This is a genomic window from Methylotenera mobilis 13 (assembly GCF_000384255.1).
Lineage (GTDB): Bacteria > Pseudomonadota > Gammaproteobacteria > Burkholderiales > Methylophilaceae > Methylotenera > Methylotenera mobilis_B.
In genome coordinates, this window is the sequence record NZ_KB913035.1 from 2,259,930 (window position 1) to 2,273,372 (window position 13,443).

Consider the following 13,443-nt stretch of genomic DNA (forward strand, 5'->3'; position numbering starts at 1 on the left):
TTCTCAGCGTGGCTGCCTGCTCACCAGTTAAACATAGCATCAATGACTAATCATTGCCCACGACAAACACAACTTAATTTAATATCAACGCCACATCAAGCCAAGTAGCCTCCATGATGCGTTAACGCCGCTCTAGTATTAATTGGACAATTTAATTTTAGTACTAGGCATAGTTGCGACTAGATTAAGTTTCACACAACCCACAGAGGCTTAATTGAAAACCAATCTGCATAAAATATAGATAAAAAAAGCCCCTGCTTCTAGGACAACAGGGGCAAATGTGGAGCCTTAAAATCTTTGATTAAATTGTTATTGTTTTAACGCATTGCAAAATTAGCAATTAGAATTTTTTACCAATACCGATACCGACAACCCATGGATTGATATCTAGTGAGTCAATTTTTTCCCAAGCACCAGTATTATTAGCGCCCAGTCTAGCTTTAACATCCGTATCTATCGTTACATATTTAACATCAGCATTAATTAACCAACCGTCTTTCAAGTTAATATCAACACCAGCTTGCAATGCGTAACCCCAGCTATCTGAATCAATTTTGATTGAGTTGCCAGCACGAGCACCGCTAGAAAATTTTAATTTCTTGTCAAGCATATTCGTATAATTAATACCAGCACCTACGTATGGGTCAATCATTTGGTCTGGATTAAAGTGCCATTGCAAAGTTAATGTAGGTGGCAAAAGATTAACGCTTCCTAAGTCTTGGTTGCCTACCGCACCTGCTGAATCATCTTCAATACTAACGTTATGGCGTGTACCTAAAGCCAAAATCAATTCTGCTGCAATGTTTTTTGTGATGTAGTAAGAGATATCTAACTCAGGAATTACTTTGTCACTAACAGTTAACTCTGCACCAGGAGATAAAACAGTACCGAGACTAGCTTGATTAGTTTTCGTGCCTAAACGGCTATCTTCATTTGGGCTAACATTGACAGCACGCGCACGTACTACCCAATCACCCGCTTCAGCTTGCGCTAACATTGGGGCAAAAGCTGCAGCGATTGCCAACACTAATACTGACTTATTCATTTTTCACTCTCCACTTAAAAATAAATTAACTAATGCAAATTCGATGGACGAATTATATTGAGCTAATTTCAGATGCAATTTGATTTGCATCAAGTGAAGCCATGCTAAATTTAAGATGTTGCTTTTTTACAACAACTAGTGATTCAGCGTGAATAATGCAATAGACTCGACATGAGAAGTATGTGGAAACATATTAATCACACCGGCAGCCTTTAACTGATAACCTTTTTCATTTACTAACACACCAGCATCACGTGCTAGCGTGGCAGGGTTACAAGAAACATATACGATAGACTCAGGCTGATTGTTAGCATCTAGTGATTTAACCAACTCAAACGCCCCATCACGTGGTGGATCAACCAACCATTTATTAAAACGCCCTAGGCCAGTTAAGGATTCAGGTGTCATTTTAAACAAATCAGCCACGCCAAATTTGACGTGATTAATTTCATTTAACTGTGCGCTTTCGTTTGCACGGTCAACTAAGTTTGCTAGCCCTTCTAGACCCAACACCTGCGCACCACTGCGTGCGATAGGCAATGTGAAATTACCAATGCCACAGAAAAAATCGGCAATTTTTTCGCCAGCCTTAGGCGAAAGTAATTGCATTGCGCGCCGAATCATCACCTGATTAATTTGCGGGTTAACTTGTGTAAACTCATTAGGTTTAAATGGGTACTTCAAATCAAACTCTGGCAGACTGTAACTGAGTACAGAGCCATTTAAAGGGTAAAAAGGCTTAATGGTATCTGGCCCTTTGGTTTGCGTCCAAACCTGAACCCCATGATCATCGGCAAATGCTTTGAGTAGAACTTCATCTTGCGCTGTTAACGGCCCCATAATCCGCAGAATCAAAACAATGACAGACTTACCAGCTTGCACACTGTCATTTGGCTCAGTAGCATCAGGCTCACCCACCGCTAATTCGATTTGAGGTAACTTATCTCGAATACTTAGCTGGACTATCAAATCCTGTAGTGGTGCAATCAGCACAGAAACTTCTGGTACCAAGACTTCACAGCTATTCATGTCCGCCACAAAGCGCGTTGATTTTTCGTTAAATCCAACCAATACACGCTGCTTTTTCTCTACATACTTAACACTTAGGCGCGCCTTATGGCGATAACCCCAAGTAGGCCCATAAAGTGGAGGTAACATATTTTCAGCTTTTACTTTGCCGATATGCCACAAATCACTCTCTAGCAAACGCTGCTTTGTTGCTACCTGCGCTGCAAAATCTAAATGCTGCAGTTTACACCCGCCACACAGACCAAAATGCGGACATTTTGGCGTGACGCGTTGATTGGACTGTTTTAACACCTCCACCACGTTAGCCACTTCATAGCTCGGTTTAATCCGGTGCGACTGAAAAGTAACCTTTTCACCTGGCAATGCGCCGTCAACAAAAATCGTTTTACCTTCATAATGGGTAACACCACGACCCTCTTGGTCTAATGATTCAATCACAGCCGTTAAAATTGGGGCCGGTATATTTTCAGCTTGTGCTTTACTTCGTCTTTTTCTCATAGGTTAAATTTTACCGCAGAGCTTGTATTAGAGGAAATTATCTTATTTTGATAAACTGGATATCAACACATTAATTTCAACCAAACCTCAACAATAAGAAATGACTTTTCTCATGAATATAAAAAACTTTTTTGTCTCAATTGCTTTCATTGGGATAGCTCTATTTCAAGTGGTCTATGCAGCCGAACAACAATCTCGCACCACAAAAAATGGCATTCAGTATCTAACAGGCGGCATTGGTCATGAAGAAGTGGTTGAAATGCGGGCACATGCAAAAAAATTCACGCTAAACTTAATATTCTCAGAAGGTGAAGATGGGCACTCGGCTACTGCGATTAACGTCAATATTTACAATGCTCAGAATGAGTTAGTCTTTAGACTAAAGAATGCTAAACCAATGCTATACGTCAATTTACCAGTAGGGACTTATACGATTCTGGCAACGAACAATGGTGAAAAGCTGCGTTATAAATTAACGATTGAGGCTAATAACAATCAGAAAGTCATTCTTAACTGGAAAGAAGCAAACCCAAGCAACATGCCTGAAGAAACACTTTAATCAAACAACATCGTGATTGTTGACTGCTAGGCAAAACAAAAATTAAACTTCTTTATCAAAAAAATCAATAAAAACCATCAGGAAATCAACGTGCTGCTGACCAAATCACCACTGTTCATCGTAACCTTACTTCTTGCTGCATGCGCGGCACCACAAACTCGCACACCTAATATTAATAACGAAACCACCAACGCTGAGGCGAAGAAACAACAAGAACTTGTAGTTGAAGATTACATGAGTAACTATAAGAAACTACAAAATGTTTCTTCACGAATTATTACTAATGGCAGCGACTTATGCGGTGATAAAACTGCTGGCTATTATGGATTTAACTACTGGAATCAAGATGGTTTTAAACCCGCTTGGAAAGAGGTCACTAAGTCTAAATTTAATTTAGATGAGCGTTTTAAGATTCTGCATGTCGTTGAAAAATCTCCTGCTGAAAAAGCAGCGCTAAAAGAAGGCGATATTTTAGTGTCAATCAATCACTGGCTAGTACCGATTGGCAAAGAGGCAGATAAGCAATTAGCACAAAAACTAGCAGAACAAGCGAAGAGTCTATCCCCTGTAGAAATGTCAGTATTAAGGGATGGTAAAGAACATAAAGTATCTATCACACCAGTAAAATCCTGTGATTTTCAAGTACATCTAGCGCCAGACGACACTAAAAATGCTTATGCGGATGGTAAAAATATTGTGGTTTATAAGGGGCTAATGGACTTCTTTAAAACTGATGAAGAGATGGCACTAGTCGTTAGCCATGAACTTGCACACAACGCAATGCATCATATCGATGCAAAAAAGAAGAACGCTACCGCTGGTGGAATATTTGGCTTATTACTGGATATAGCCGCAGCCACTGCTGGCGTTAACACAAATGGTGACTTTAGCAGATTGGGCGCTGGTATTGCTGGCAATGCATATTCTGTTGAGTTTGAACAAGAAGCCGACTATGTTGGCTTATATGTCATGCAAAAAGCTGGCTTTAATATCGACAACGCTGCTGGCTTTTGGAGAAGAATGGCGATTAATAACTCACAAGCAATCACCACAAAATCCTCTCATCCTACAACACCTGAGCGGTTTGTCGCGATTGAAGAAACCGTAAAAGAAATTAAAGGGAAGCTTGAAAAAGGGGCTCCGCTGAATCCTGAGTTAAAGAAATAGGTCCTGAGTTAAAAAACAGCCAGTTTGCTTATTGCACTTTCCCATCATGCGCTATTTCCACGCCGCAAGGAACTCTGTCCAATGCGGCGCGGTATAGCCTGATAAAGTATCCCGCACTAAATTAATTTCTGCTTCGTAAGCCTCAGGTGTCAAGTGGCCGCGCATCAGTTGGAATCTCAAGTAAACCAGATGCGTATTAGCTACGTCTGTTTCACAATAATCTCTAATTTCCGCAATCTGTCCTGCCTTGTAAGCATCCCACACTTTACTGCCGTCCATCCCTAACTTCCCAGGAAAACCACACAGCTTGGCCAAATCATCTAATGGCGCATTGGCACGCGCATTAAACATCGCCATCACATCCATCAAATCTAAATGACGGCTGTGATAACGGCTAATATAGTTGTTCCACTTAAACTCCTTGTCGTCTTCACCTAAATCCCAATAACGGCTCGCGTTAATCCCATGGATTAGCCCGCGATAATGCAGCACAGGCAAATCAAACCCACTTCCATTCCAAGAGATAATCTGTGGAGTGTACTTTTCTATCCCATCAAAAAAACGCTGGATAATTTCAGCCTCAGATGAATCTGGGTCGCCTAGCGTCCATACTTTAAACTGCTTACCTTCACGCAGCGCACATGAAATAGCGCAGATTCTGTGCTGGTGTAGCGGCAAAAACTCGGTACCATTTTGCTGGCGCCGTTGATGTAGGGCAATATTGGCAACATCTTCATCAGAGGTGTTCACAGGTAAGTCTAGTAAAGTACGCAAACCATCTGTATCTGGAATGGTTTCAATATCAAAAACTAAAGTAGGGGTCATGGTTAGGGCTTTATTAAAATCTCAGGAGACGCGGAGTAAATGAATCTCAACTATTTTTTTGTCCAACCACCTGCACCCTGCACCCACCATCCACCTTGTGCTTTATCAATCCAACGGGTTGCAAAAGTGCTTTGAATTTCAGCCTGCCACTCTGGATGACCATTGGCTGTGGCAATTTCTTTATAAAGCTTGGCACGGTCTGCATTTTCAGCAGTTACTACGCCATTGAGTGAAGCCCGATCTTTTAACGGCACTGCGTTAGCGTCACGTACAGCAACCATACCGTCTTTGGTTAAGCCAACAGCCCCGCTTGCATAATGTGGCGCAAGCTGTGCGTGGCGAGATTGCATACTGCCCTTAATGGCTGAAATCGCTGGCGTGTTAACTTCTAGGTCTGCCGCTGCAACCACCATCTGACTTGCAAACATTGCGCCTATTAACAACAAACTGAATAACATTTTTTTCATGATCATTCCTTTAACTGGATTATTTATTTTGCTTAAACTCATGTTTAAAGTGAGTTTTTAAAGCTAATCTGCAACTGACTACAGGCTCTAAAACCTACTAAGGCTCTAGATATTACTGAGGCTCTACCGTATTAGTGCTTGGTTTCTCTGCACCATTTTTAAGTTGCCATACATCATCAATAATTTTGTCTGCGGCTTTTTCTGCCGCAGCTGCGGGAAAATAAATATTAATAGTGACACAAGCAGGTAAGGCGCATGCCAACACCAAAGCGATCGACCAATTTTTCATTACTAAATCCTTTATGATTTAATGTGTTACTTTAAAACGAATAAAAACTAGAAAACTATAAATCCTAGTGAGTAATTAAACACTGCCAGACTTAAATTAAACGAAGCCCAGAATTCACCTCGCACTAGCGATTACTAAAGCGCCAGACCTATTTAACTTAATAAATTACTTAATTACAGCCTTACTATTGCCATCAGTCACACGCTTCACCCGCGCTAATAGCTCACTCCAGCCTACTGTTTGATTGTACCCCATCACTGTAATGGCAGGGATACCACTTCCTTTAACGATGATATACCCATGTGCGGTTGACTCAATGCCGCCCATTTCACAAATATCGTTGCGCAATCGACAGCTTAATCCCATTTTCCCATAATTAAATTGCTCAAAAAATCGCAAAAAACTGCGTTGTACAGCTGCCGCTGCGCCACTGCCGCCTAAAGCCGAAATATTTTCTACCGCACGTTGTGATATCTTTTTCGGGTATTTGCCTGGGCTGCTTTGCAACATGGCATCAAAGGTCACGGGCTTCCAGTTCTGTAGCGCTAAGGCTTTAATATCACCATCTAACTTACCTTCAATCGCGCCAAACGAGAATGTTCTCGTCAGCTCACCTAAATCCAGATTCCTGAGAGCAATTTCTGCATTTAGCTTTGGGGCGATTCCCAATGGGGTATCCATCGTCAGCTGGGTTACTGTTGCTGTACCGTTAAACACATTCAGCACCACACTACCATCCGTGGTCAATATGCCACCGCTATACGTCACTAGGGGAATTTCAGCAGAGGCTTTACCTAACATACGCGGCAACTTGAGCTGTGCTGTAAAGTCTGACATCGATATCGGTTCTAATTTTGCACTGAGATGCCAATACCACTCATCACGGATACGTGCTGCGGATACATTAGATAAACTCAAGGCGCCATCCAGCAACGGCAACCGGATATTAGGCGACGTCAACGAAAAACGATTTACCTCAGCATTCATCTCAGTTTTGCCTAAAGGTAAGTTGAGTAAGCTTCCGTGGTCATAACTTAACTGAACAGGGTTAGACGCCTCATAGCTCCATGGAATATTGGCATTTAGCTGATAAAACGCAAATTTATTGTTGATATCAACAATATCGACATGATTGAGTTTCAATGCAAATGACTGTAACTCTGCATTTTTCATTTTAAGCGCCAAGGCTGCATCACCTTCAATCGTGGCGTTATTGAAAGCAGTGTTGCCTAACAATGGCTTAAACAGCAAAGGATAAGCTGCACTTAGATTTAGTTTAGGGAGCGTGGCGTTTAAATCAAGTAATTTAGCATCACTTAGGCGTATCACCCCGTCTAGGTCTAACTCGCCCACCCGATTAATTTTCAAATGCGCATGGTTAACATGCAGCAAGTCATCTTTCAGGATGCCGTTAGCCGCTACAGTATGGCCGCCACTTTCTATATAAAACGGCTGCCAAAACACTTCGCCAGCTTGCCAATCCAAAGAGGTTTGCCATTGCCAACCTTGTGCTTCCTGCTTTAGCGCAATACTAAGCGTGCCATTCAGCTTTTCTGCTGCATGCAATCCCGCCTCATCACTAAAACTCCCGTTTTTTAAATTAAAAACCGCATTTAAATCCAACTGATGATGAGTAAATAAGCGATTGATTTCTAAATTAAAAGGCAAATCCACACGTTTACCTTTTAATCGTCCATTGATGCAACGCGCTTCTACTGTATTAAGACTTTTGGGTAGATCACAAGTTAAATCAAACTGCACCCAATCTTCAGGTTTACTCTGTGCATCAGCCTTTGCAGGCTTTAACGCAGCATGCAAAGTGACCGTAGGTTTAGGCTGATTAAGGCTAACTTTTAAGGCGATATTTTTTGCATCTCCCATCGCATGCTCAACATGTGCTGCGCTGATGGAAATTTCAGAAACCGCCTGTGCAAAAACGCTATAACAACCTAAACAAAGGAAACTAACAAGGCGGCTTAGAGCGTTCATCTAACGATTAAGTTACGATGGGTAAACACCAGTAGAAAGGTAGCGATCACCTCGGTCACACACAATGCTAACAATCACAGCATTCTCTACTCGCTTAGATAATTGCAAGGCCGCATATAAAGCACCTCCAGATGAAATACCTGCAAATATTCCTTCCATGGTGGCTAACTTGCGTGTTGTATTTTCTGCATCTTTCTGACCTACATAAATCAATTCATCTACCGCGTTAGCATTGTAAATTTTAGGCATGTATTCTTCTGGCCATTTACGAATACCAGGGATTTGTGCACCCTCTTCAGGTTGCACCCCTACAATTTTGATATCAGGATTTTGCTCTTTCAAAAAACGCGAGGTACCCATAATCGTACCTGTCGTCCCCATACTAGATACAAAGTGTGTTACTTTACCCTCAGTATCACGCCATATCTCAGGGCCTGTGCCTTCATAATGTGCTAAGGGGTTATCAGCATTACCAAACTGGTCCAGCACAATGCCCTCACCTTCTGCCTGCATTTTCATGGCAACATCGCGAGCTAACTCCATACTGCCATCCTTGGGTGTTAGCACTAACTCTGCACCATACGCTTTCATACTTTGGCGACGCTCTATGCTTTGGTTCTCAGGCATCACCAACACCATTTTATAGCCACGCATTGCAGCAACCATTGCAAGCGCAATACCAGTGTTACCGCTCGTTGCCTCAATTAAGGTGTCACCAGGCTTAATATCCCCACGGGCTTCTGCACGCGTAATCATCGAATAGGCAGGTCTATCTTTCACTGAACCAGCTGGATTGTTACCCTCAAGTTTCAATAAAATAGTGTTAGTGGTATTGCCAGCCATTCGTTGCAACTTAACTAACGGAGTATTGCCAACAAAGTCGTCTATCGTTTTATACATTAAATAATTTCTCTAACTTTTGATGTTATTGATGATTCATTGCAGTTATTTTTTGGTAGCTAGCTTTTTATTACTGTTTAACTTTGCTAAAAACACTGCATATAGCCCAAAACCGATAAATGCAATCAGCGACATTTGTGGAATGGTCAACCCTAAAAATGTCCAATCAATGGCGGCGCAATCGCCAGTGCCTTTAAAAACCAGCGTCAATGCTTTTTCTAAGGGAAAGTTCTCAAACATATAATCAAAACCCACACCGCAGTCTGCAATCATTTCGTCTTTATGTGCTTGTATCCACCAATGACGCACAGCAACACCTGCGCCGCCCAATGCCGTAATCACTTGCAATAGCGACTGTAGCTTTAAGCACTTAGGCAACAACGCTGCTAACAAGAACAGTACGCCTAAAGACATAAACACAATACGCTGTGAGATACACAAAGGACATGGCTCCAGACCGTATTGTGTCTGTATCCACAATGCCAGCCCAACCAATCCAAAGCATCCGACAAAACCGAGTAAATAACCTGTGCGACCTATAAGAATTTTATTTAGCATGTTGTCCATCACGATATAATCTTAAAAAATCATTTTAACGGATTAAGCCCATTTTGACTGACTTCGCTACAAATTTATCTCAGGAAAACGCACTCAATACTAAAGTACTGACTGTTAGCGAGCTGAATCGTTTGGCAAAAAATATTCTTGAGCAAAGCTTCCCTCTGTTTTGGGTATCAGGTGAGGTATCCAACTTTACACGCGCAGCGAGTGGGCATTGGTATTTCTCATTAAAAGATGCAGGCGCACAGGTGCGCTGTGTGATGTTTAAAGGTCGCAACAGCTATGTAGACTTTACGCCGCGCGAAGGCGATAAAATTGAAGCTCGTTGTACTGTTACCTTATATGAAGCACGGGGTGACTTTCAGCTTACCGTAGAGTTTGTACAGCGTGCTGGCTTAGGTGCTTTGTTTGAAGCATTTGAAAAACTTAAAAGAAAACTCAGCAGTGAAGGCTTGTTTGATACGAATATCAAACGTGCGATTCCTAAAAACCCTCAACAAATTGGGATTGTAACCTCAGCTGATGCCGCCGCATTAAGAGACGTGCTGGCCACGCTCAAACGCCGCATGCCTAATATCCCGATTATTATCTACCCTACCCCAGTGCAAGGCAAAGGCGTTGCTCAACTCATCGCCAATGCCATCAACACCGCCAATGAGCGGGCAGAATGCGACGTACTGATTATTTGTCGCGGGGGTGGCAGTATTGAGGATTTATGGCAATTTAATGAAGAAGTGGTCGCACGTGCCATTGCAGGCTGCACAATTCCAACCATTAGTGGGGTTGGCCATGAAACAGATTTCACCATTTGTGACTTTGTGGCGGATATTCGTGCAGCAACGCCAACAGCGGCTGCCGAGCTTGCAACGCCCTCACGCAGCGACATGCTTAACCGTATCAATCAGTTAAAATTACAACTAACAAAAAACATGCAATTTTTGCTTAACCAGAAAAATCAAGCACTGGACTATTTAGCACGCAGATTAATCTCGCCAGCGCAACAAATAGCACAACAAAAAGCCCAAGTCACACAAATAGCTTACCGTTTAAATAACAGCATCCATCAACATTTGCGAAGCAAACAACAAACTTTATTACGTCTACAGCAGAATCTGCAACATTTAAATCCTAAAGCGGTACTTACTAGAGGTTATGCCTTAGTGCAAACTAAATCTGGGGGAGTCATCAGCGCTGCATCACAATTAAAAAGTGGAGATGAAGTGACACTAACCTTAGGTATTGGCTCCGCGGATGCAACGGTTAATGCTATTAGGAATGAGTAAACTACTTGTTCAATACATAGTATAAACGCACAAAGTTTCACCCATGTGCGTTATAAATTTTCGCCAGAATTTAGCGATATTCTCTAGATTACTTACCTATTTGATTACCGATCACACCACCTACCGCCGCGCCACCAACCGTACCTAACGCACTACCACCTGTCAACACCGCCCCAGCAACGCCGCCAACTCCGGCACCGATTGCAGTATTTTTATCACGTGCGGACATGCTACTACAGCCAACCACGCTTAATAAAACAAAGGTCATCATTACATTGGTTACATACTTATTTGTCGTGTTCATCACTTAGCCTCTTTTCTTACATTTATAACAAGAATTATTGTTATATAAAACCATTTCCATCTGCGACTAAATGAGACTTCACTCAGTGAGAGTCACTAAAATCTTAATTAAATCAAACAGTCACTGACATGAAATTCATCTTCGACCATGTCAGTATAATCATTATTCATGATTAACTAATCACTGTCTGTGCGGTACAACACATTGCGAAAAAAATAATTTGTGCAATCCAAAAATCAAAGTATGCTTTGTCATAGCATGACCAAATAATCCGCTATACTGAGCATTATTCGTTGCGCTGTCATGGCGATCGTTTGAGCACTAGTCGATTATTGGCGATTCAATGATCGTGTTAACATCGTGGAGATTATTCAAATTACGTCAGACCCTCACCAAAACCATCTGTTAGCCGCTTTACTTGAAGTTGACTACAACAGGCTGGCACCAAATCTTGAGCTGGTAGAAATGCCACTAGGCAAAGTGTTATATGAGTCCGGTGAAAAGCTAAAATATGTGTACTTCCCCACCACCTCTATCGTATCTTTACTCTATATTCTAGAAAATGCTGCATCTGCAGAAATCGCCATGATAGGCAACGAAGGCATTCTTGGTATTTCTATCTTTATGGGCGGAGACACCACTCCCAGTCAGGCGGTTGTTCAAAGTGCTGGTTATAGTTATAGAATGCAAGCGCAGTTACTAAAAAATGAGTTTAACCGCGCAGGGCCTGTCATGCGGCTTTTATTACGCTACACTCAAGCGCTCATTACTCAAATGACTCAAACAGCAGTCTGCAACCGACACCACACAATAGAACAACAATTATGCCGATGGCTATTACTTAGCCTAGATCGGTTATCTGCCAATGAACTCATTATGACGCAAGAGTTGATTGCTAATATGTTAGGCGTTCGCCGCGAAGGGGTGACAGATGCTGCAGGAAAATTACAACATGCAGGTCTAATTAAATATAGTCGAGGTAGAATACTTGTATTAGACAGACCAAGCTTAGAGGAACGAGCTTGCGAGTGCTATCAAGTTGTTAAAAGTGAGTTTGACCGACTACTTCCCTCTATACATGCCATAGCAAAATAAAGGGGATGATTGGTTAAATAAGGGTTACTCACCTTGTTTTAATTAACGACGCCCTATCAACAAACCAATCACGATACCTACACTAGCCGCGAACCCCATCGCACGCCAAGGATTTTCATGCACATAGGCGTCAGTCGCTTTAGTAGCAGCTTTTGCACTTAACAAAAGCTCAGTTTGCAGACCATCCAATCTAGCACGTACTCGACTTATTGATTTCTCTGATTTTGCACGCACTTCTGCTAGCTTTTTGTCGCCAGTATCTATTGTTGCAGCCAATAAAGCTTCTGCATCAAGCATCACCTCTTTAATCTCACCGACCAATTGATTTGAATGAAACTGATTAGAAATATTATCCATGTATAACTCCATTAATTTTAAAGATTATTTGCGCGTTATCAGCAGTGCAACACCAGCAACCATCGCCAAAACGCCTGCCCATACTGGGATATTGACGGTTTCTGACTCTTTTACTGATAACTCTATCGGGCCAACTTTCGCTTCATGTGTATCTTTAGTATAGGTAAAACTACCATAAGCTAAACCTAAGCCACCTGCCACAAGCAGAATAACTCCTAACCATTTGACTGTATTCATTGAACCACCACCTTTAAACATTATTACCATCTTGTGCTACGATAAATCAAAAATAGGCTTAAATGACAAGCCTAAATCTAATAGTCTGCGCTTAAACTACAGTCGCCGACCTTGAATCAAACGCACCAATATAACCACCACTGCAATCACCAATAGCAGGTGAATTAAACCACCCATGGTATAAGCAGACACCAAGCCTAACACCCAAAGAATAATTAGGATTATTGCAATTGTTTCAAGCATTTTCATCCCCTTAATTACAACTAGATTTAATCGCTAATCTAATCAAAGCGTTGATCCAAGTTAATCATTTATTTTTTAAGATGCATGTCATTTTTTACTGATTTCACACCATTAATTTTGCTTGCTACATCCACGGCCTTGCCAATGTCAGATTCAGAATTAACAAAACCACTTAACTGAACAACACCTTTAAAGGTTTCAACATTAATCTCTGATGATTTTAGATTTTCATCATTTAATACTGCGGCTTTTACCTTAGCAGTAATCACGCTATCATCAATGTACTCTCCCGTACCTTCACTTTTACTTGTTGATGCACAACCTACCAACACCGCTAGTGTTGCAGCAAGAAAAATGTTCACTATATATTTCAGTTGTTTCATCGTAATCTCTCCATATCAATTAAATATCGTCATACAAACCTTATTGAATCAACTAAAAATTGATAGCCAAAGATTGATAACTTAGTATGTTGACATTCAACGCTGACAATTAAGAGTGAAGTTACTCTCTCAACTTACCAAGCTTTTGAATTCACCAAACTTACCCTATCATCCGCCTAAAACTAACTGAGCTCTGTGCGATATCGCACATA

The 13,443-nt window shown here is 41.5% G+C and carries 17 protein-coding genes; 4 read left to right on the forward strand and 13 right to left on the reverse strand.

The genetic code is table 11. From position 1 onward, the window contains the following. Positions 1–340: 340 nt before the first annotated feature. Together A391_RS0110700 and rlmD are read right to left on the reverse strand one after the other, a co-directional pair. Positions 341–1,045: an OmpW/AlkL family protein gene (locus A391_RS0110700; RefSeq protein WP_019899295.1), complete on the reverse strand. Its 705-nt coding sequence runs from the start codon at positions 1,043–1,045 to the stop codon at positions 341–343. Between the two features lie 135 nt (positions 1,046–1,180). Beyond that, entirely contained in the window at positions 1,181–2,572 is a 1,392-nt protein-coding gene (rlmD, locus tag A391_RS0110705) for a 23S rRNA (uracil(1939)-C(5))-methyltransferase RlmD (protein ID WP_019899296.1), read from the reverse strand. A 112-nt stretch (positions 2,573–2,684) separates the two neighbouring features. Here rlmD and A391_RS0110710 point away from each other — a divergent pair, with 112 nt between their 5' ends. Then, on the forward strand, positions 2,685–3,131 hold the full coding sequence (locus A391_RS0110710; protein ID WP_019899297.1) for a hypothetical protein: 447 nt from the start codon (positions 2,685–2,687) through the stop codon (positions 3,129–3,131). A 90-nt stretch (positions 3,132–3,221) separates the two neighbouring features. Then, a complete protein-coding gene (locus tag A391_RS0110715) occupies positions 3,222–4,298 on the forward strand; it encodes a M48 family metallopeptidase (RefSeq protein WP_019899298.1) in 1,077 nt (358 codons plus the stop codon). Positions 4,299–4,349: 51 nt separating this feature from the next. Here the strand turns inward: A391_RS0110715 and A391_RS0110720 are convergent, their stop codons facing one another. The 6 genes from A391_RS0110720 to A391_RS0110745 form a co-directional block, all read right to left on the reverse strand. Continuing rightward, complete coding sequence (locus tag A391_RS0110720; protein ID WP_019899299.1) at positions 4,350–5,123, reverse strand: 3'-5' exonuclease; 774 nt, start codon at positions 5,121–5,123, stop codon at positions 4,350–4,352. Positions 5,124–5,173: 50 nt separating this feature from the next. Continuing rightward, positions 5,174–5,590, reverse strand: coding sequence for a YdbL family protein (locus A391_RS0110725; protein WP_019899301.1), 417 nt, complete (start codon positions 5,588–5,590; stop codon positions 5,174–5,176). A 112-nt stretch (positions 5,591–5,702) separates the two neighbouring features. Further along, positions 5,703–5,879: a hypothetical protein gene (locus A391_RS14515; RefSeq protein WP_019899303.1), complete on the reverse strand. Its 177-nt coding sequence runs from the start codon at positions 5,877–5,879 to the stop codon at positions 5,703–5,705. Between the two features lie 165 nt (positions 5,880–6,044). Beyond that, entirely contained in the window at positions 6,045–7,868 is a 1,824-nt protein-coding gene (locus A391_RS0110735; RefSeq protein WP_019899304.1) for a hypothetical protein, read from the reverse strand. A 12-nt stretch (positions 7,869–7,880) separates the two neighbouring features. Next, complete coding sequence (gene cysM, locus A391_RS0110740) at positions 7,881–8,768, reverse strand: cysteine synthase CysM (RefSeq protein WP_019899305.1); 888 nt, start codon at positions 8,766–8,768, stop codon at positions 7,881–7,883. A 45-nt stretch (positions 8,769–8,813) separates the two neighbouring features. Continuing rightward, positions 8,814–9,326 carry a disulfide bond formation protein B gene (locus tag A391_RS0110745; protein ID WP_029144131.1) on the reverse strand — a complete coding sequence of 171 codons (513 nt, stop codon included), beginning with the start codon at positions 9,324–9,326 and terminating at the stop codon, positions 8,814–8,816. Between the two features lie 53 nt (positions 9,327–9,379). On the opposite strand from A391_RS0110745, the gene xseA reads away from it, so the two are divergent. Next, on the forward strand, positions 9,380–10,612 hold the full coding sequence (xseA, locus tag A391_RS0110750; protein ID WP_019899308.1) for an exodeoxyribonuclease VII large subunit: 1,233 nt from the start codon (positions 9,380–9,382) through the stop codon (positions 10,610–10,612). 88 nt (positions 10,613–10,700) lie between these two features. Here the strand turns inward: xseA and A391_RS0110755 are convergent, their stop codons facing one another. Next, complete coding sequence (locus tag A391_RS0110755; protein WP_019899309.1) at positions 10,701–10,916, reverse strand: glycine zipper 2TM domain-containing protein; 216 nt, start codon at positions 10,914–10,916, stop codon at positions 10,701–10,703. Between the two features lie 360 nt (positions 10,917–11,276). Between A391_RS0110755 and A391_RS0110760 the strand changes: the two genes are divergently transcribed. Continuing rightward, positions 11,277–12,011, forward strand: coding sequence for a Crp/Fnr family transcriptional regulator (locus A391_RS0110760; protein WP_019899311.1), 735 nt, complete (start codon positions 11,277–11,279; stop codon positions 12,009–12,011). Between the two features lie 42 nt (positions 12,012–12,053). Here the strand turns inward: A391_RS0110760 and A391_RS0110765 are convergent, their stop codons facing one another. From A391_RS0110765 to A391_RS0110780, 4 genes are all read right to left on the reverse strand, one after another. Continuing rightward, positions 12,054–12,368: a DUF883 family protein gene (locus tag A391_RS0110765; protein ID WP_019899312.1), complete on the reverse strand. Its 315-nt coding sequence runs from the start codon at positions 12,366–12,368 to the stop codon at positions 12,054–12,056. A gap of 24 nt (positions 12,369–12,392) precedes the next feature. After that, positions 12,393–12,605 (reverse strand): hypothetical protein, encoded by a 213-nt coding sequence (locus tag A391_RS0110770; protein ID WP_029144133.1) that lies wholly within the window; start codon positions 12,603–12,605, stop codon positions 12,393–12,395. Positions 12,606–12,701: 96 nt separating this feature from the next. Next, positions 12,702–12,848, reverse strand: a complete 147-nt coding sequence (locus A391_RS14460; RefSeq protein WP_019899314.1) for a lmo0937 family membrane protein — start codon at positions 12,846–12,848, stop codon at positions 12,702–12,704. Positions 12,849–12,916: 68 nt separating this feature from the next. Further along, positions 12,917–13,231, reverse strand: coding sequence for a BON domain-containing protein (locus A391_RS0110780; RefSeq protein WP_019899315.1), 315 nt, complete (start codon positions 13,229–13,231; stop codon positions 12,917–12,919). Positions 13,232–13,443: the final 212 nt, after the last annotated feature.